Annotated in this window: 18 protein-coding genes; 9 read left to right on the forward strand and 9 right to left on the reverse strand. The window is 64.7% G+C overall.

Annotated elements, in window-relative coordinates:
- The coding region (locus V7E26_RS14710; RefSeq protein ID WP_324417174.1) for a protein adenylyltransferase SelO family protein at positions 1-563 on the reverse strand (563 nt) is incomplete at its 3' end.
- A 188-nt stretch (positions 564-751) separates the two neighbouring features.
- On the opposite strand from V7E26_RS14710, the gene aspS reads away from it, so the two are divergent.
- The gene (gene aspS / locus V7E26_RS14715) at positions 752-2,527 is read left to right on the forward strand and encodes an aspartate--tRNA ligase (RefSeq protein WP_324417176.1); all 1,776 of its coding nucleotides are present in this window, start codon (positions 752-754) and stop codon (positions 2,525-2,527) included.
- Between the two features lies 1 nt (position 2,528).
- On the opposite strand, the gene V7E26_RS14720 is transcribed toward aspS, so the two are convergent.
- On the reverse strand, positions 2,529-4,508 hold the full coding sequence (locus V7E26_RS14720; protein ID WP_324417178.1) for a hypothetical protein: 1,980 nt from the start codon (positions 4,506-4,508) through the stop codon (positions 2,529-2,531).
- A 255-nt stretch (positions 4,509-4,763) separates the two neighbouring features.
- Here V7E26_RS14720 and V7E26_RS14725 point away from each other — a divergent pair, with 255 nt between their 5' ends.
- Positions 4,764-7,073 carry an NADP-dependent malic enzyme gene (locus V7E26_RS14725; RefSeq protein WP_324417180.1) on the forward strand — a complete coding sequence of 770 codons (2,310 nt, stop codon included), beginning with the start codon at positions 4,764-4,766 and terminating at the stop codon, positions 7,071-7,073.
- Between the two features lie 266 nt (positions 7,074-7,339).
- Entirely contained in the window at positions 7,340-7,792 is a 453-nt protein-coding gene (locus tag V7E26_RS14730) for a DoxX family protein (RefSeq protein WP_324417182.1), read from the forward strand.
- Between the two features lie 13 nt (positions 7,793-7,805).
- On the opposite strand, the gene V7E26_RS14735 is transcribed toward V7E26_RS14730, so the two are convergent.
- From V7E26_RS14735 to V7E26_RS14750, 4 genes are all read right to left on the reverse strand, one after another.
- Positions 7,806-8,315, reverse strand: coding sequence for a dihydrofolate reductase (locus tag V7E26_RS14735; protein ID WP_324417255.1), 510 nt, complete (start codon positions 8,313-8,315; stop codon positions 7,806-7,808).
- Positions 8,316-8,382: 67 nt separating this feature from the next.
- Positions 8,383-9,336, reverse strand: coding sequence for a polysaccharide deacetylase family protein (locus tag V7E26_RS14740; RefSeq protein ID WP_324417184.1), 954 nt, complete (start codon positions 9,334-9,336; stop codon positions 8,383-8,385).
- Positions 9,337-9,493: 157 nt separating this feature from the next.
- A complete protein-coding gene (locus tag V7E26_RS14745; RefSeq protein ID WP_324417186.1) occupies positions 9,494-10,066 on the reverse strand; it encodes a glutathione peroxidase in 573 nt (190 codons plus the stop codon).
- A gap of 74 nt (positions 10,067-10,140) precedes the next feature.
- Positions 10,141-11,691 carry a L,D-transpeptidase gene (locus V7E26_RS14750; RefSeq protein WP_324417188.1) on the reverse strand — a complete coding sequence of 517 codons (1,551 nt, stop codon included), beginning with the start codon at positions 11,689-11,691 and terminating at the stop codon, positions 10,141-10,143.
- A 376-nt stretch (positions 11,692-12,067) separates the two neighbouring features.
- Here V7E26_RS14750 and V7E26_RS14755 point away from each other — a divergent pair, with 376 nt between their 5' ends.
- Positions 12,068-12,574: a CreA family protein gene (locus V7E26_RS14755; RefSeq protein WP_324417190.1), complete on the forward strand. Its 507-nt coding sequence runs from the start codon at positions 12,068-12,070 to the stop codon at positions 12,572-12,574.
- Between the two features lie 53 nt (positions 12,575-12,627).
- Here V7E26_RS14755 and V7E26_RS14760 read toward each other — a convergent pair whose 3' ends face one another.
- Positions 12,628-12,933, reverse strand: a complete 306-nt coding sequence (locus V7E26_RS14760) for a hypothetical protein (protein WP_324417192.1) — start codon at positions 12,931-12,933, stop codon at positions 12,628-12,630.
- A gap of 248 nt (positions 12,934-13,181) precedes the next feature.
- Here V7E26_RS14760 and V7E26_RS14765 point away from each other — a divergent pair, with 248 nt between their 5' ends.
- From V7E26_RS14765 to V7E26_RS14775, 3 genes are all read left to right on the forward strand, one after another.
- A complete protein-coding gene (locus V7E26_RS14765; RefSeq protein ID WP_324417194.1) occupies positions 13,182-13,475 on the forward strand; it encodes a hypothetical protein in 294 nt (97 codons plus the stop codon).
- Between the two features lie 23 nt (positions 13,476-13,498).
- Positions 13,499-13,897, forward strand: coding sequence for a hypothetical protein (locus V7E26_RS14770; RefSeq protein WP_324417196.1), 399 nt, complete (start codon positions 13,499-13,501; stop codon positions 13,895-13,897).
- A gap of 609 nt (positions 13,898-14,506) precedes the next feature.
- Positions 14,507-14,956 carry a nuclear transport factor 2 family protein gene (locus V7E26_RS14775; protein WP_324417257.1) on the forward strand — a complete coding sequence of 150 codons (450 nt, stop codon included), beginning with the start codon at positions 14,507-14,509 and terminating at the stop codon, positions 14,954-14,956.
- A gap of 15 nt (positions 14,957-14,971) precedes the next feature.
- Here the strand turns inward: V7E26_RS14775 and V7E26_RS14780 are convergent, their stop codons facing one another.
- Together V7E26_RS14780 and pdxR are read right to left on the reverse strand one after the other, a co-directional pair.
- Positions 14,972-15,232, reverse strand: a complete 261-nt coding sequence (locus tag V7E26_RS14780) for a DUF6719 family protein (RefSeq protein ID WP_324417199.1) — start codon at positions 15,230-15,232, stop codon at positions 14,972-14,974.
- An 81-nt stretch (positions 15,233-15,313) separates the two neighbouring features.
- Positions 15,314-16,813 (reverse strand): MocR-like pyridoxine biosynthesis transcription factor PdxR, encoded by a 1,500-nt coding sequence (gene pdxR, locus V7E26_RS14785; protein WP_324417201.1) that lies wholly within the window; start codon positions 16,811-16,813, stop codon positions 15,314-15,316.
- A 74-nt stretch (positions 16,814-16,887) separates the two neighbouring features.
- Between pdxR and V7E26_RS14790 the strand changes: the two genes are divergently transcribed.
- On the forward strand, positions 16,888-17,613 hold the full coding sequence (locus tag V7E26_RS14790; protein WP_324417203.1) for a pyridoxamine 5'-phosphate oxidase family protein: 726 nt from the start codon (positions 16,888-16,890) through the stop codon (positions 17,611-17,613).
- A gap of 50 nt (positions 17,614-17,663) precedes the next feature.
- Positions 17,664-18,941, forward strand: coding sequence for an ArgE/DapE family deacylase (locus V7E26_RS14795; RefSeq protein WP_324417205.1), 1,278 nt, complete (start codon positions 17,664-17,666; stop codon positions 18,939-18,941).
- The last annotated feature ends 68 nt before the right edge of the window (positions 18,942-19,009 follow it).

Raw genomic sequence — 19,009 nt, forward strand, 5'->3', positions numbered from 1 at the left:
AAGAACTGGAAGGTGCCGACGCGGATATGGCTCGACGCGACGCGGGTGAGGACGGCGCCCGGCAGCATGGTCTCGCGCTGAACGCGCTCGCCTGACGTCACCGCGGCGAGCGAGCGGGTGGTCGGGATACCAAGCGCGAACATCGCCTCGCTGACGATGTATTCGCGCAGCACCGGCCCGAGGGCGGCACGGCCGTCGCCGCGGCGCGAGAACGGGGTCGGGCCGCTTCCCTTGAGCTGGATGTCGCGGCGGACGCCGTCCGTGTCGATGACCTCGCCAAGCAGGATGGCCCGGCCGTCGCCGAGCTGCGGCACGAACTGGCCGAACTGGTGGCCGGCATAGGCCATGGCGATCGGATCGGCGCCTTCAGGGAGCCGCTTGCCGGCGAGGATTTCCGCGCCCTCCGGGCTTTCCAGCAGGTCGGGATCAAGCCCGAGATGGACGGCGAGCGCCCGGTTCAGCTTGATCAGCCGGGGGCTGGCGACGGGCGTCGGCGCCACGCGGGCGAAAAAGCTCGCCGGCAGGGCCGAATAGGTGTTCTGGAACGGGAAATGGACGGTCATGGACTCAAGATAGGCCCGCCCCCGGAATAGGCAAACGGTTCGGCCACGGGACGCGGAAATCTCGCTTCCGGGGCACAAAACAGGCCCCGCCATTGGTTGCCGCCCCGTTCCGTGTCGGGTAAACCCTCCCGCAATTCGGGCGGGCTCTGGCCCCCGATTCTGTCCTCCGATATCTGGTTTTAAAGAATATGCATCGCTACCGGTCACATACATGCGGCGCGCTCCGTGCGAGCGACATCGGGCAGACCGCCCGCCTTTCCGGCTGGTGCCATCGCATCCGCGACCATGGCGGCGTGCTGTTCATCGATCTGCGCGACCATTACGGCATCACCCAATGTGTGGCCGACCCGGACTCGCCGGCGTTCAAGGAAGTTGAAAAGTTCCGCTCGGAATGGGTGGTGCGGATCGACGGCAAGGTGCGCCGGCGCCCCGAGGGCACCGACAATCCGGAACTGCCGACCGGTGCGGTCGAAGTTTACGTCAACGAGATCGAGGTGCTGGGACCGGCCGGCGAACTGCCGCTGCCGGTATTCGGCGAGCAGGAATATCCCGAGGACATCCGCCTCAAGTACCGCTTCCTCGACTTGCGCCGCGAGAAGCTGCATCAGAACATCATGACTCGCGGCGCGATCGTGGATTCGATGCGCAAGCGGATGAAGGAGCAGGGCTTCTTCGAGTTCCAAACCCCCATCCTGACGGCGTCGTCGCCGGAGGGCGCGCGGGACTTCCTGGTGCCGTCACGCATCCATCCCGGCAAGTTCTACGCGCTGCCGCAGGCGCCGCAGCAGTACAAGCAGCTCCTGATGATGTCGGGATTCGACCGCTACTTCCAGATCGCGCCGTGCTTCCGAGACGAGGACCCGCGTGCCGACCGCCTGCCGGGCGAGTTCTACCAGCTCGACGTCGAAATGAGCTTTGTCGAGCAGGACGACGTGTTCGCGGCGATGGAGCCGGTCGTGACCGGCGTGTTCGAGGAATTTGCCAAGGGCAAGCCGGTCACAAAAGGCTGGCGGCGGATTCCGTTTGCGGAAGCCTTGAAGAAGTACGGCAGCGACAAGCCCGACCTGCGCAACCCGATCGAGATGCAGGACGTCTCCGAACACTTCCGCGGCTCCGGCTTCAAGGTGTTCGCGCGGATGCTGGAAGATCCGAAGAACCAGGTCTGGGCGATCCCGGGCAAGGGCGGTGGCTCCCGCGCGTTCTGCGACCGCATGAACTCCTGGGCGCAGGGCGAAGGCCAGCCCGGCCTCGGCTACATCATGTGGCGCGAGGGCGGCGAGGGCGCGGGTCCGCTCGCCAACAACATCGGTGCTGACAGGACCGCGGCGATCCGCGGCCAGCTCGGCATGAAGGAAGGCGACGCCGCCTTCTTCGTTGCCGGCGACCCCGACAAGTTCTGGAAGTTCTCAGGTCTCGCGCGCGCGAAAGTCGGCGAGGAGTTGAACCTGGTCGACAAGGACCGGTTCGAGCTCGCCTGGATCGTCGATTTCCCGATGTACGAGTATGACGAGACCGAGAAGAAGATCGACTTCTCGCATAACCCGTTCTCGATGCCGCAGGGCGGCCTCGAAGCGCTGCAGACCAAGGACCCGCTGACCATCAAGGCGTTCCAGTACGACATCGTCTGCAACGGCTACGAGATCGCGTCAGGCGGCATTCGCAACCACAAGCCGGAAGCGATGGTGAAGGCGTTCGAGATCGCGGGCTATGGCGAGCAGGACGTCGTCGAGCGTTTCGGCGGCATGTATCGCGCGTTCCAGTACGGCGCCCCGCCGCATGGCGGCATGGCGGCCGGCGTCGACCGCATCGTGATGCTGCTCTGCGGCACCACGAATTTGCGCGAGATCTCGCTGTTCCCGATGAACCAGCAGGCGGTGGATCTTTTGATGGGTGCGCCGTCGGAGGTTGCGATCAAGCAGTTGCGCGAACTTCACATCCGGCTCAACCTGCCGGAAAAGGGGTAACTCATAGCCTCGTCGAAGCCTCGATCCGGAATTGTGCGAGAGCGGCCAGCGGATCGGTCTTCAACATCTGAAAGAGCTGCATCGCCGATACCTTGCCGCGCGGCGTGAGCGTGATGGCGAGCGTTTGCCCGGGGCTCTCGACGAAGCGTGCGAGCGTCTGCACGGCGGCTACGGCGTCGGGATTGGTGGCGGCCACGTCCTCGCTACTCGCCGTGATGCTGTCGACGATCGCCTTGCGCGCTGCTTCCCGGCTGACATTCCGGGAGCGGGCGTATTGCAGAACCCCGAGATCGACGCTGCCTATATCTCGCACCGAAAGATAGATCGCGCCCGCCTCGATCTGCGCCGCCGCGCCGATGGCCTGGGCGACGCTGGCTGAAAAAATCTGCCTTGGCACGTTGTCGAGCGCGATCCGCGCGGACGCCTGAAACAGGCTGCCGACATTCAATTTTGGCGCGTCGACGACGAAGCTGCGCGTCGCATCGGTCCATTCCGCGCCGATATCGCCATCCGCCGAAAGCGGATCGATGCCCGCGGCCACAAGCTGCCGCATGGATGGATCGGCAGCGTCGACCGGCGTCGTCATCTTCGCGGTCACGCGTACCTTGCTCGGGATCGACCCGACGAAGTTGCCCCAGTTCACATCGAAATTGTGGAGATCGACGAACTTGCCGGTGTTCTTGAACGGCGCCGTGACGCCCTTGACCTCGACGCCCTGGATCAGGGGAAACAGCATTGCGATCAATTCGGGCGCAGGCGGCTGCGCCGGATTGGTGAACTGGGCCGACACCCGCATGAAGTTGGCGATATCGAGCGATTTGAGCGCGAAGCGTTCGAGCTTGAAGGGGCCTCTTGGCGTATTCGCGTCGATCCCTTCGACAGCAAACTCGCCGACCTTGCCGTCGTCCAGATTGAACCTGATCGCGGCGAGCTTGAACGGGCCTTGCGGTGTGTCGGCCGAAAGCCCGCGCCACTCCGCGGTTCCAATCCGCATGCCCTCGTAGATCGAGGCTGCCTTTTCGACCAGTTCGCGCGCCTGTGCCGGCGAAGGCTGGCCGGTTCCGGCCGCCTGCAGCGTCGCCAATAGCGCCGGAAGCTGCAGCCCCGACGGGCGCAGCGCGACGTCGTCGATCGTCATCGCGTCGATGCGCATGCGAATGCCTTGCGCTGACGTGACGGTGTAGGGGCCGGCGGTTGTCTTGCCGTAGGCCCGGATATAGCGGTCGTCGTTGCTCTTTTGCGGATCCAGGATGGTCGCGATCGCGCCGGTGTCGAGATCGCGCGAGGCGAGATTGGCGATCTCGCCGGTCATCTTGTCGGGTTTGCCGGCGTGTTGCGTGTTGACCGTGAAGTTGGCCCGCTCGACCTGCATGGTGGCGATCTTGCCGCCCTTGATGTCCTGTATTGTGGCGCCCGAATAGGCGAACTCTCCCGACACGGCGGGACCGAAATTCATCGTCCCTGTAATGGTCGGGGCGGAGATCGAGGTCGCCGTCACAGCGGCGAACTGCTGCAACAGGGAGCGATAGGCGTCGATGGGGGACGCCGAGGCCGGCGGGTATTGCAGGCTCGCCGGGCCGGCATAATCCTTTGTCACCAGCCGCGGGATCTTGAAGGCCAGTTTGCCGTCCGCCTGACCCGCAACGCTGCCGTCGATCTCAAGGTCCGATGCTTCGATGGTATCGGCGGAGAAGCGGCCGGCATCCGGCTGGCCCAGTCCGGAAACGACGACGCTCGCGATCTTGACGCGGATCGGCGGCTGCGTTGCCGATTCAGTGGCGACATCGTCGAGCCGGATCGTACGGCTCTTCGCTTCGAAGGAAACCTTGCCGTGGCTGGCCTTGCCGCCGGCCGCCCTGATCTGCTCGAACGCCGCGTCGACCTCACGTGCGACCCGGTGCTGCGTATAGAGCTCGAAGCCGAAGTAGCCGCCCACCGCGATCACGACCGCGGCGACCAGGCCCAGCAGTATTCTTACCATTGGTTGTGCTCCGGGCGCCGACATCGCAGGAGGCAAAATTGCCATATGCCGGTCAAGGGACGGGGGTAGGGAGGAAATTATGCTACCGTCTTTGCTGCTTTGCGTCGATGCCTGTTGATCAGAAGGTTGGCGGTTGTTGCATCGAAGCCGTTGCCCGTGCTTCACATCCGGCTCAATCTGCCGCAAGACTAACGGTTCAAATGAAGACCGGCCCCGGCACGCAATCGGGGTCGTAGAAGCCCGTGGGGGGAGTGCATGTCGTCCTATTCTGAAGATCTACGCTCCGCGGCGCTTGCGTATCACCGCCTGCCGCGCCCGGGAAAACTCGAGATCCAGGCGACCAAGCCGCTGGCCAACCAGCGCGACCTCGCGTTGGCCTATTCGCCGGGCGTCGCGGCGGCCTGCACCGAAATCGCCAACAATCCGGCCGAAGCGGCGTCGCTGACGTCGCGGGCCAACCTCGTCGCCGTCGTCTCCAACGGTACCGCGGTGCTGGGGCTCGGCAATATCGGCCCGCTGGCCTCCAAGCCGGTCATGGAAGGCAAGGCGGTGCTGTTCAAGAAATTCGCCGGGATCGACGTGTTCGACATCGAAATCGCCGCCGACACCATCGAGCGCGTGGTCGAGACGGTGGCTGCCCTGGAGCCGACTTTCGGCGGCATCAACCTCGAGGACATCAAGGGGCCGGAATGCTTCGAGATTGAGGCGCAGCTCAAGGAGCGGATGAAGATCCCGGTGTTCCACGACGACCAGCATGGCACGGCCATCATCGTCGGCGCCGCGATCACCAATGCGCTGCTGCTCAACGGCAAGAAGCTGCCCGACGTCAAGATCGTCTGCTCCGGCGCAGGAGCCGCCGCGATCGCGTGCCTGAACCTGCTGGTCTCGCTCGGCGCGCAGCGCAAGAACATCTGGGTCTGCGACATCGACGGCGTCGTGCATGAGGGCCGCAACACGCTGATGGACCGCTGGAAGGCGGTCTATGCCCAGAAGACCAATGCCCGCGTGCTGGCTGACGTGATCGGCGGCGCCGATATCTTCCTGGGGCTGTCCGCGCCCAACGTGCTGAAGCCCGAGATGGTCCAGTCGATGGCCGACAAGCCGCTGGTGATGGCGCTGGCCAATCCGAACCCGGAAATCATGCCGGACGAGGCGCGCAAGGCGCGTCCCGACGCGATGATCTGCACCGGACGTTCCGACTTCCCGAACCAGGTCAACAACGTCCTGTGCTTCCCGTTCATCTTTCGCGGCGCCCTCGATGTCGGCGCCACCGGGATCAACGAGGAGATGAAACATGCCGCGGTCGATGCGATCGCCCAGCTCGCGCGCGACCCGCCGTCGGACGCGGTGGCGCAGGGTTTTGACAGCGGCGAGACGCAAGGCTTCGGCCCCGGTTCGCTGATCCCGAGCCCGTTCGACCCGCGGCTCATCCTGCGTATCGCGCCGGCGGTGGCGAAGGCCGCGATGGAGTCAGGCGTGGCAACGCGCCCGATCAGGAATTTCGAGGAATATACCGCGCTGCTCGAGCGCTTCGCGTTCCGATCCGGCCTGACCATGAAGCCGGTATTCGCCAAGGCCAAGGCCCAGCCGGTGCGCGTGATCTACGCCGAGGGTGAGGACCAGCGGGTGCTGCGCGCGACGCAGGTCGTGCTGGAAGAGAAGCTGGCGCGGCCGATCCTGGTTGGCCGTCCCTCGGTGGTCGAAGCCCGGATCAAGCGGTTCGGCCTCTCGATCAAGGCCGGGCAGGATTTCGACCTCGTCAATCCCGAGGACGATCCGCGCTACCGCTCCTATGTGCAGACCTATATCGACGTGGCGGGCCGGCGCGGCGTCACGCCCGAAGCCGCGCGCACGGTGGTTCGCACCAACAACACCGTGATCGCCGCCCTTGCGGTGGTCCGCGGCGAGGCTGACGCGATGCTCTGCGGCGTCGAAGGCCGCTACATGAGCCATCTGCGCCATGTCCGCGAGATCATCGGCTTCCTGCCGGGGGTGAGCGATTTCGCGGCGCTGGCGATGATGATCACCAGCAAGGGTTCCTATTTCATCGCCGACACTCAGGTGCGGCCGAACCCGAGCGCCGAGGAGCTCGCGGAAGTGGCCTCGCTCGCGGCCAACCATGTGCAGCGCTTCAACATGAAGCCGCGCGTCGCGTTCGTGTCACATTCCGACTTCGGCAGCTACGATACCGACTCCTCGCGCAAGATGCGCCGCGCCACCGCGCTGTTGAAGGAAAAGCATCCGGAGATCGAGGCCGACGGCGAGATGCAGGGCGATACCGCGCTCTCGGCCGCGGCGCGAAAACTCGTGCTGCCGCATTCGAAGCTGGAAGGCGACGCCAACATCCTGATCATGCCTAACCTCGACACCGCCAACGTCGCCTACCAGATGATCAAGACGCTGGCGGACGCGCTGCCGGTGGGGCCGATCCTGATCGGGCCGTCCCGCCCGGCGCATATCCTTACCCCGGGCGTCACCGCGCGCGGCGTCCTCAACATGACGGCGGTCGCCGCCGTCGAAGCCCAGGAGCGTGCCGGCCGGCAACAGCCGACCCTGTTCGGGTAGATCCCGAACCCGGGCCGGTATCCGGCCTTTGTTCTGACGTGTTTCCTCATGGACCAATACGTAACACGTGCGGCACACGCATGGTTCGAATGCGCCGTGATCAACAAAGCGCCTTGGTTCTGCTTCTATCGGAAGGTCTGGTTGCGACGCGCGCAGGCTCCTGCGTGGACCGTTTCGATTTGAGCGTTTGAAAAGCGGAGGCGGAACGCCCATAATCGTCTCGCGCCGCCTGCTAGTTTTGCATGCCATCCAGTGAGGCCGATCCCATGCCAGCGTTAGTTACCTTCGGGCGAGTCCTGTTCGCCGTGCTCTTCATGTACACGGGAGCGACCAAGCTGTTCGCGATACAGCCGACGGCGGACTTCATCGCGTCGAAGGTGACCATCCCCGCAATGCTCGCGCCCTATACCTCGCAGATCGAAACCATGGCGGGCATGCCGATGCCGCAGATATTGGCGATCGCCGTCGGCGGCTTTGAAATCCTTGCGGGCCTGATGATCGCGGTCAATATCGGCGCGCGCTTCTTTGCGATCCTTTTGATCTTCTTCGTGATCGGCGCAACGTTCTATTTCCATGATTTCTGGAATCAGCCGGCGCCCGAGAACGCCAGGGTGCTGATCGAGGCCCTGAAGAACCTCTCGATCATCGGCGCGCTGTTCATGATCGCAGGCTACGGCAGGGGACCGCGGCCGAATGAGGCGGCCTACGGAGACATCTGAGTAGCTTGACGCGTCAGGCGTTGCGCCGCCACGGCGTGACGCTGACCTCATGGGCCTTATCGAGCATCTGCGGCTCGCCGGCGCGCAAGCCGTGTGCGGCGAGGATGTCCTGCGGCGAACGCAAGGGCACGCCGGGGAAGCAGGGCTCGCCGCCGGGTACGCGGACATGCGGCGCCAGCGACAGCCAGAACGTGTCGTAGCGGTCCATGAACATGCCGAACACGCCGGGCCCGCCGATCACGGCGACGGTGCCGGCCGCGACGCCGGCATGTTCGCAGGCGGCTTCGAACGAGGCGCCTGCCGGATTCCACAAAATGGCTTTCGGATTGCATGGATCGGACGCGAGCGCGGCGATCTTTCGCGTCAGGATGACGCGCTTGCGGCGCGGCGAGTTCGGCTGGTCCTCGTAGGAATTACGGCCGTGCAGGATCAGATCGGCGCGGTCGAGGGCGGCGGTGAAGAACGCCTTGTCGCCCTCGAACTTCAAGTCGTCCGGCATCACGTTGCGCGCATCGGCCAGCATGCCGTCCGCGGAGACGATGACATAACCTTCGATACGCAGCGCCGGCACGGTAGGTGTCGCGGAGGCGTTATTCCGAGATCGTCTGGACGACGCTGGAGACCGGGCGCGAACTCACGGTCGGCAGCTTCAGATCCTTGACGACTTCCTCGTCATATTGCGCGATGGTCTGGACCGGCGCCTTGGCGCGCATCGCGACCACCTTGTAGCCGCCGGCCTTCAGCTTCTTCAGGAGCTCGGGCAGGGCTTCGGCGGTGTGCCTCTGGAAGTCATGCATCAAGATGATGCCCTTGCCGTTCTTCTCGACCTTGCGCATCACGGTGTCGATGATGGTCTGGGCCTTGCTGGCCTTGAAGTCGAAGGAGTCGAGATCGCAGGAGAAGATCGCGATGTTGCGGGTGCCGAGATAGGTCACCATCTCGGGCGGGTGCTGCAGCGCCGGGAAGCGGAAGAACGGCGCCGGTGCCTTGCCGAGCGCCCACTTCACCGCGCTGAATCCCTTTTCGATTTCCTCCTTGCGCTGATCTTCATTCAGCTTCTTGTTGACGAGGGCTGCATGCGACCAGGTGTGCGATCCGATGGTATGGCCGGCCGCCATCACCTGCCGGAGGATTTCGGGATGGTAGGTGGCGTGCTTGCCGATCGGAAAGAAGATGCCGGTGGTGCATTCTTCCGCGAGCGTCTTCAGGACGGACGGCGTGTTCACCGGCCACGGGCCGTCGTCGAAGGTCAGCACGACCTCCTTGTCACGCAGGAAGTCGAGCTCCTTGAAATGCTCGAAGCCGAAGCCGGGACCGCCCGTGGTGTCGATCTCGACGGTACGTCCGATACCGAGCGCGTTCGGATTGTTGCAGGGCGGACGGGTCGAGACGGGGGCCGGTGGCGGGGCGGGGACGGGGGCTGGCGCTGCCGCGGCCTGCGGCTGCGCGGTGGCGCCCTTGGTGGGTAGCGCCTGCGACCACGCCGCGCTCGATGCCAACAGCGAAACCGCGCCTGCAAAGATCATCCCTGCCGCTACACGCATCTTGTTTTCCTTAAGTTGAATCCCGCACCCGGTCGCGCCACCGCCATCTTCCGGCCTGCCACCATTCCCCGAAGCAGATAATAGCCTAGCCGCGGCAGGCGCGCCAACGCAACGGCTGCGGTTACGCCCAATCGTAATGTTGCCGTAAGGGGTTAATTCAGGACGCCGCCAGCGCCCGCGCGATGGCGGTTTTCACCCGTGTATCCACGGGTTCGACGGATTCCGGGAAGACTTCGGCGATCTGGCCGTCGCGGCCGATCAGGTATTTGTGGAAGTTCCAGCGCGGAACATCCTTTGGCCGCGCCTCCGCCGCCCATCTGTAGAACGGATGCGCGTTCGGACCCCTGACGACGGCCTTCGCGGCGATCGGGAAGGTGACGTGGTGATTCTCTGTGGTCGCGGTGATCTCGCTTACGCCGCCCGGTTCCTGGCCGCCGAAATCGTTGGAGGGGACGCCGACGATCATCAGGCCGCGGCCGCTGAACTCGGTCCACAATTCCTGCAGTCCGCCATATTGCGGCGTGAACCCGCATAGCGAGGCGGTATTGACGATCATGATCGGGCGGCCGGCAAATTCGGAAAGCCTGATGTCGCCGCCGGCCAGCGCCGGAAACGAAAACGCATAGGCCGTGATCCGGCTCATGCCGGCCTGCGCCAGCGATTGCCGGCTTGAACTGACGGCTGCGACCGCGGCCAGCGCCGTCGATATCAGGCTCCTGCGGTCGATCATGAAAGCCTCGCGCCCTGCTGTTCTCCAGCGCGAAGCATAGCGCAAGCTGCGTGCCGCCGCCCCTCAACAAGCCGTTATGGCGCCTGCCGCAGCGGGACGATGAAGTCGGTGCCTTCGCCGGTCTCGCCGCCCTGGCTGACGCCGAGGTCGGAGACGATGATCGAGCCGCCGGTGGACAGCACCTCGGCGATGCGTGCCATCGCTTCGGGCGCGACGCCGATGCGATCCAGCGCCTCGGCTGGACTGTTCGACGCCGGCCTGGCTTCGGCAGCGTCCATCTTGCGGCGGCCTGCCGTGCGGCCGTTCTCCGCGGCTCGGGCGGCGGTGCGCGCCGTGACCGGCAACGACACCACCGACCAGCGCAGCATATTGGGATCGGTCTTGTCGGTTTCGGCGGTGAAGACGTGGGTGCCGAGCGGCCGGTCGCTCGGCGCGATCGTGACAGGCACCTCGAACTGCGGCCTGAAGCTCTCGCGAACGTACAACTTGGAGTCCTTGCGGCTCACGAACACCGCGATCTGACCGGCGCGCCTCGGTTCGGCCTTGGCAGCCTTTTCGGCGCCGGGCACGCGCGCGGTGTCCTTCTTCACATCAGCCGGCGGGGTGGCTACGGCGTTGACGGGCTCGGCAGGCTTTTCCGCAGGCTTCGAATCCGTGGCCTCGGTTTCCGACGGCTTGGCCTCGTCGACATTGGTCGGCTCTGGAGCGGCGATCGCGGCGGTGGGCGTCTCGCCGTTCAATCCTTCGGCCTTTGTGTCCGACGTCGCTTCGGCCTTTGCATCGCCGGCATCGGTCGACTTGACCTCGGCAGAAGGCGCCGCGTCGGACATGGTCACGGCGTCCTTTTGCAGCGCGCTGCTGGCATCGGCGGTGTGGGTCCGTTCACGCAGCGGGGTGTGTCCGACGCTCGGCCGAAGATCGAGGCCGGCATCGGCCTTCACCGGGCCGGCATTGGCGGGCATTGCTGCACCCGCATCCGCGCCCTTGTCGCCTTTCACCGCAGGCGCGTCATTTGCCGGATCGTCGGCAAGGAGAGGCTGCGGCGCGACCTTTTGCGCCATCAGCAACGGATGCGAGAAACTGGCTGGCGTGATCTGGCCGGGCGTGATGATGACCCGCGCGCCCATCCGGGTCCAGTTCCACATCTTCACCGCAAACGCCGTCGGCATGCGGATGCAGCCGTGCGACGCCGGATAGCCAGGCAGAACGCCGGCATGCAGCGCGATCCCCGACCAGGTGATGCGCTGCATGTAAGGCATCGGCGCGCCGCTATAGATATTGGAGCGGTGCATCTTGTTTTTCTGGATGACGCTGAACACGCCCATCGGGGTCGAATGCCCCTTCATGCCCGTCGATACCGGGCTTTCGGCGAACAGTCCGTTGGCGTCGTAGACGCGGACTTTCTGCTGCTCGATCGAGACCGCGATGATCAGCGGCCCGCGAGGTTTGGCACTGGTTTCCTTGATGGCCTTCTCGGCCTTGGCGGAGGAACGGCGCGCTTTCGGCTTGCGCGGCTGGAGCGGCTGTGACGGCCGGTAATAGCTGGGATCGGAATCCTGCCAGTAGAACATGGCGGCGGCGTCCGCCTGGGCGGCGGCGGCAACCGAGCCGGCTGCCGTCAACATCGCAATCTGCCAAAACCGTCGCTTCGAAATGGTCGCGCCCGCACCCAACGCACTAAAAAGCCGACACCCGTTCACGCGCATTGTCCTCAAATCCGGATACTCGAATCCACCGTCCTGCCAACTCGTTTGTTGTCGCAAGGGGGAAAAGCGTTCACCAGCGTAGGCCTTATAATATCAGCGCTTTTCGTCCCAAACGTAGCAAAAAAGCCTCACATTTCGTTAAACCGCCACGGCCGGACGGCCCTCGGCTATCTCACGGTCACGTCAGCACGACGGCCTTCCCGTGTGACATTCCGGCACTACATAGGCGGCGTGCCCTTCATCGGAGATATCAATGACATCCAAGGCCATCGTTAAGTGTGACAAGAAGTGGAGAATGTTGGCCTTGGTGGTGCTGGCGTTGACGGCGTGGCAAGCCGGCCCGGCACAGGCCGCGGATGAGCCCGACCTGATTTTTCGCCGCTCCACGGTCTTCAAATGGCTGAGCCCCAACGACAAGCTCGCGACCTACGCGGTCGACGATCCCGAGATCGAGGGTGTGGCCTGTCACTTCACGGTTCCGGAGAAGGGCGGCTTCAAGGGCTGGCTCGGCGTTGCCGAGGAAGTCTCCGACATTTCGCTGGCCTGCCGCCAGATCGGCCCGATCAAGTTCAAGCACAAGCTGGAGCAGGGCGACGACATGTTCCGCCAGCGCCGCTCGCTGTTCTTCAAGAAGATGCAGATCGTCCGCGGCTGCGACGCCAAGCGCAACGTGCTGGTCTACATGGTCTATTCGGACAGGCTGATCGAGGGCTCGCCCAAGAACTCGACGTCCTCGGTGCCGATCATGCCCTGGGGGGCAGCCGACTCCGCGATTCAGAAATGCGGTGAATTCATCCAGTAGGCCCGATGCCATCACAGATAAGGGATCGGGTCCGGGGGACGAGGGCACCAGGCTCACCTTTTGCCCCGATTGGGATTTTGGCTGGCCTCCGGGCCGCGACCGTCCTTGTGGTCGCGGCAGCCGACCAGATGCACGAATTGCTGCGGCGCCGAGACATTGCCGCGAAATTCGCCGCCTTGCTGCGACATCGCGCCGCTCACGCTTGCGGGCTGCGCCGGGCGTCTTCCTTGATGCCCGGTCTTCATGAAAGGATCGATCCGCGGTTCGGAGCGGTCACTTGCAGACAACTCTTCGACCGCCGGCTGGCCTGCTTTGCGGGTCGCCGTTGCACTGCCAACATCGATGTTGCCATGACCCACGACGGCTGTCCCTTGTTGATGAAGGGGTTGAACGCACGAGCGCGCGCAAAGTTGCGCAGGCGTTTGAAAGAGTCGCTGGCGCGTGGCCTCGGTTCAGCCTGACCGACCGCAACGCGGGGCCGTTCTGGTCCGTTGGACGAGGGTGAGCCGGCTCGGACCGGCAGCCCCTGGTTTCAGGGCAAGGATTTGAAGCGCCGGAGCCGAGCCTGAATTCATTGAGTTTTTTCCGGGATTGTTTCGTCCGGCGGGTGCCGACGAAACAATTCTCCTGGCGACGAAACCATTTTCCGCTTTTGGCGCAGATACCCGGAAACAGCCGATGGTTATCAGAGGACAACGAGACGGCAGGCGATGCCGACCCGATAACCGGAGACATCCATATGCGGACCTGCAGCTTCATCCTCGCCTTCGCCTTCGTCATGGCTGGGCCCTCGATGGCTGGTTCTGCGGAAAAGGGCCTGCCCGGGGTCGGTACTTTCGCCTATCATGGTTCGCCGGTTGCGATGGCGGCGCGTCAGCCGATGGTGTTGGCCGCCAAGTAACAGTGACGTCGCGGATGCTTTGCATGCTGGTACGTATCTGTTCTGCCGTAATCCTCTCGTGCCTGCTTTTCAGCGGCGCGGCGCAGGCTCAGGCGCAGTTTCAGGCGCCGCAGACCACCTTCCGCTCCCTGTTCAAGGTCCCCGATCCGCGCGGCGAGTTCGTTAGGCTATGCGCGCCACATATGGTCGGCCGCTGGGCGCATCCCGAAAGCGTGTGCAGTTGCCTGCACGACTACGCCGCCGCGACCGTCGAAGACGCCGACCTGCGCGAGGCGCTTTTGCGCGGCATCAGCGAGACCGGCGTGCCGACGATCGAGACCGCCTGGGTGCCGGCGTCCAAGCGGGCCGAGATCGGCCCGACCTTCACCAAGATCGCCAAGTCGACGCTGCAGTGCATGTTCGAACCGGCGACGAACGAGTAACGCCGGCGATAGCCGGCCGAATTCCCGCAGGCTCGACACGGCGGCAACGGCCATTGTAAGCAATGCCCGGTCGACGATCTCTCGTGAGCCAGCCGATGCCGCCGGGACGTTTCCTGCTCTCATGCGCGATGCTCGTTGTGCAGGGCCTGCCGGCCGCCGCTGCGCCCGACGAGGACCTGCTGGGCAAGGCGGCCGGCTATCCCATCGGCACGCGCGCCAACTGGTACTACGATGAGAGCGTCCGCGTCGGCTCGTTCAGCCATGTCGACCAGCTTCTTCCGCATTACACATTGGCGAAATCGACTGCGCCGCTGCGGCTTCCCGTTCACGCCGCGCAAGGCGACGCCCTATTTCGGCTATGGCTACCAGTTCTGGCTGTTCCCGGGCGAGAAGCGGCGGTTCGCGCTGCTCGGCGTCTACGGACAGTCGATCTTCGTCGATCCCGAACTGAAGCTGGTGATGGTGATTACCGCCGCGGCGAAGAACGCCAGCGTCGGCAAGGAGCCGTTCGCGCGCGAGCGCGATGCGTTGTGGCGCGGCGTCGTCGGCAAATACGGAAGCTGGTCGGGAAGGTCCCGCTGGCGAAACCCCTGGCACAAAGGAGTAGTCATGCGATCTCTGCTCATCGGCCTGATCGGCCTGGTCTCGCTGGCCGTATCTCCGGCGCTCGCCGCCGACGCGGCGACGCAGGAAGCCAACAAGAAGGTGGTGCTCGAATTCTACGATGCGGCGCTCAACCGGAAGGATTTCGACGCCGCCGCCAAATATTTCGGACCGCATTACATCCAGCACAATCCGACCGCGCCCGACGGCATCGAGGGCTTCAAGGGTTTCCTCGGCTTCCTGCGCGAAAAGTTTCCGGACTCCCGAAGCGAGATCAAGCGGGCCTTCGCCGATGGCGACTACGTGATCCTCCATGTCCACAGCGTGCGCGAAAAGGGCACGCGCGGCCGCGCCATCGTCGACATCTTCAGGCTGGAGAATGGCAAGATCGTCGAGCACTGGGACGTGGTGCAGGATATCCCGGAGAAGGCCGCCAACACCAACGGCATGTTCTAGGGCAAGAACTCGCCGCTAGCGCTTCTTTGTTCCCAGCCGCGGGATGCATTTGCGGGTGCGGACGATTCCGTTCGTCGTCATCTGGGAGCCCTGAACTTCCTTGATCTGGCCCGCCGGGCACGATCCGTCATCGACCATCACGCGCTGGCCGAGCCTGAGGTCGACGATGTCCTGCTCGCGCGAGAACGTTTGCGCCAGTGCCGAAGTTGAACAGAGGAACACGCCGGCGATCAAGGTGCCGGCGAGGACGTAGGAGAAGATGTGTTGGCCGGGCATCCGGATTTCCGCTACGAAATTGATGTGGGAGGCGACCTTAGTGACGCGCCCGCGATTCTGGTAGGGCGCCGGCTGTAGCAGTCAACTCGCCACTGTCAGCCGTTTGACCCTGGTTCCACGCGTATTCGGCTTGCGACTGGCCTGCAAGGCGGCGAGCGATGACTTCGCCAGCCGCTCGGCCGATGCGATCAGCTGCGGCAGCGGATGGCCGGCAAAGCCGAGAACGAAGCCCGGCAGCGGGCGCGCGCGATAAAAGGTTTCCGCGAGTAGCCAGCCGCCGACGCCGGCCTCGGCCTTCGCCTGCGCGGCAACGCGCGGATCAGTGGCTGGATCGAACCGCGCGACCAGATGCAGGCCCTGCGAAGGGACCGGCACCGACAGTTCTCCATTCGACGCCGTCGACAGCGTCGATGCCAGCCCGTCGCGCGCTTCGCGGTACAGCCCGCGCACCCGCCGCAGGTTGGCCGCGAACGCGCCGGAGTTCAGCATGTCGGCAACAGCGCCTTCGTGCAGCGTGCCGGGAAAGCGATCGAGCGCGGCGCGCGCGGCCGTCACCGGTCCGACCAGCCGCTCGGGCAGCGCGCAATAGCCGATGCGCAGGCCGGGAAACAGCGTCTTGGCAAAGGTGCCGACGTAGATGACGCGCGAGAGGTGATCGATGCCGGCGAGCGACAGCAGCGGCGCGCCGTCATAGCGGAACTCGCTGTCGTAATCGTCCTCGATCACGAAGGCGCCTGCCTCACGCGCCCAGTCGAGCAGTTCGAGCCGGCGCGGCATGGACATCTGCACGCCGAGCGGAAACTGATGCGACGGCGTCACATAGGCCGCGCCGGCGGAGGGCGCGAGCGCGCGGCCGCGCGCCACGATCATGCCGGAGCCGTCGACTGGCACGGAGACAGGGCGCAGCCGGCAATGCTCGATAGCCCTGCGCGCCGCGGGGTAGCCTGGGTCCTCGCACCAGATCTGGTCGTTCGCCTTCAGGATCGCGCCGAGCACGATCCGCAGGGCATGCTGCGTTCCCGACGTCAGCATGATCTGGTCGGGATCACAGCGCAGCCCGCGCGCCGACAGCAGATGATCGGTAATCGCCACGCGGAGTTCGCGGCTGCCCCTGGGGTCGCCGTAGTGAAGGTGCTCGGTGCCGAACGCGCGCAGGCGCCGGCCGGCGAATGCCCTGAAGCGCTGCAGCGCCCGCTCGTCGATGTGGGTGTAGCCGAGCGCGAGCAGGCCTTGCTGGGGTGGTTCGACCGCGATCCTGGTCTTGGTTCTGTCGCTGGCGCGGGCCGGGATGCGGGCCGCAACGAAGGTGCCGGAGCCGACGGTCGCGACCGCAAATCCGTCCGCGATCAGCCGTTCATAGGCCGAGGTGACGGCGTTGCGGCGAAGGCCGGTCTGCTTCGCCAGCGTGCGCGAGGGCGGCAGCGGCTCGCCGGGCTTGGCGATCCCGCCGGTGATGGCGTGGCACAGCGCCTGATAGAGCCGGTGCTGCGAGGAGGCGGCCTGTGTCACGTGCGGGCCTGAGAGGTCGAGCGCCAGTTCAGGCTTGCGGCGGGCCGGCGGATTGGTCGGAATTTTTCGCATGGAATTGGCACTATCGCAGACCAAATTGGCCGGTACAACCGTATCGACCGACCAACAATCCCGACGGAGCTGTCGTGACCGAAGCCGAGACCAGCACTTCGTATCCAGTGTCGCCACGCAATCAGGTAAAGCGCCTGCATGAGCGCGGTCGCTACGACCACGCGACGATCCACGGCCTGCTGGACGCCTCGATGTTGTGCCACGTCTCCTATGTGATCGACGGCCAGCCCTATTGCACGCCGACCTTCTTCTGGCGGGAAGGAACCAAGTTGTACTGGCATGGCTCCAGCGCCAGTCGCATGTTGCGCAGCCAGTCCGCCGGCCAGCGGGTCTGTCTCACCGTCGCGCAGATCGACAGCCTGGTGCTGGCCCGATGCGGCTTCAACCATTCGGCGGATTACCGCGCCGTGATGGCGTTCGGGACAGCCTATCTCATCACCGATCCCGCCGAGAAAGAGCAGGCGCTGGTTGCCATGGTCGACCGCTTCTTTCCCGATCGCACCGCGACCTTAAGGCAAAGCACGGTGCAGGAGATCAAGGCGACGGCGGTCATCGCCATGGAGATCGAGGAGGCCTCGGCCAAGATCAGGTCAAAGGGTGTCGGTGACGACGAAGAGGACTACGAGTTACCGATCTACGCCGAGCGCATTCCGGTGCGCACGGTGCTGGGACGGCCGGAACCCTGTCCGCGCCTTCTGGATGGTGTCGAGCGGCCAGCCTCGCTGGGCGGTTACTCGGAGGGACGCCTGCTCGAAGATGCATTGCGGGATGCGCATTTTACGCATTACGCCGGCGGCTGAGATCGGGCTAGGGTACGCACTCCCAAGTCTGTCTTGATTGGAGCTGCCGCATGACGACCGATACGCAACAGAGAATCCTTGACGCCATCGACGCCGGCTTCGACGCGCAGCTGGCGACAACAAGGGATTTTGTTGCGATACCGTCCACCCGCGGCGCCGAAGGGCCGTGCCAGGACATGATCGGCGACCTCCTGCGCCAGCGCGGCTACGAGGTCGACGACTGGCATATCGACGTCGAGGATCTGAAGGACCTGCGCGGCTTTGGCCCGATCGAGCATGATTTCTCCAGGGCGCGCACCGTGGTCGGCACTTACCGTCCTTCGAACAATTCAGGTAAATCGCTGATCCTGCAGGGCCACTGCGACGTCGTTCCGGCAGGCCCGCTCGAGATGTGGGAGACGCCGCCGTTTTCGGCTGTCATCAAGGACGGCCGGATGTACGGCCGCGGCGCCTGCGACATGAAGTCCGGCACCATTGCCGCGCTCTATGCGCTGGACGCGATCAAGGCCGCCGGGTTGAAGCCGACGGCGCGCATTCACTTCCAGTCCGTGATCGAGGAGGAGAGCACCGGCGTCGGCGCGCTCTCGACCCTGCAGCGCGGCTATCGCGCGGATGCCTGCTTCATCCCGGAGCCGACGGGCGAGACCATGGTGCGCTCGCAGGTCGGCGTGATCTGGTTTCGGTTGAAGGTGCGCGGCTTCCCCGTGCACGTGTTCGAAGCCGGTGCCGGCGCCAACGCCATCATGGCGGCCTATCATCTGATTCACGCGCTGCAGAAGCTCGAGGCCGACTGGAACGAGCGCGCCAAGGCTGACAAGCACTTCAAGGTGGTCAGCCATCCGCTCAATTTCAATCCCGGCATCATCAAGGGTGGCGACTGGGCCTCCAGCGTGCCGGCCTGGTGCGACGTCGATTGCCGCATCGCCATCCTGCCGGGCTGGTCGATCGCCGAATGCCAGAAAGAGATCCTGGCCTGCGTCTCGGCGGCCGCGCGGGACCACCGCTTCCTCTCCAACAACCCGCCGCAGGTCGAATGGTCGGGCTTCCTGTCGGAAGGCTATGAACTCGTGAACTCGGCCGAACCGGAAGCCGCCTTCGCGAAGGCGTTCGGCGCCGTCTATGGCGGCGTGGTGCCGGACCGCGCCTTCACCGCGCTGACCGACACGCGCTTCTACGGGCTGAACTACAACATCCCGAGCCTGTGCTTCGGCGCGACGGGCGCCGCGATGCACGGCTTCAACGAATATGTCGAACTGGACTCGCTGCGGAAATCGACCAAGGCGACGGCGCTGTTCATCGCGGAATGGTGCGGTGTGGAGAAGGGGTGAGTGTTGAAGACGATATTTCACCGTCATTGCGAGCGAAGCGAAGCAATCCATCTCTCCGCCTGCTGAGG

Source organism: Bradyrhizobium sp. (genome assembly GCF_036735945.1).
Lineage (GTDB): Bacteria > Pseudomonadota > Alphaproteobacteria > Rhizobiales > Xanthobacteraceae > Bradyrhizobium.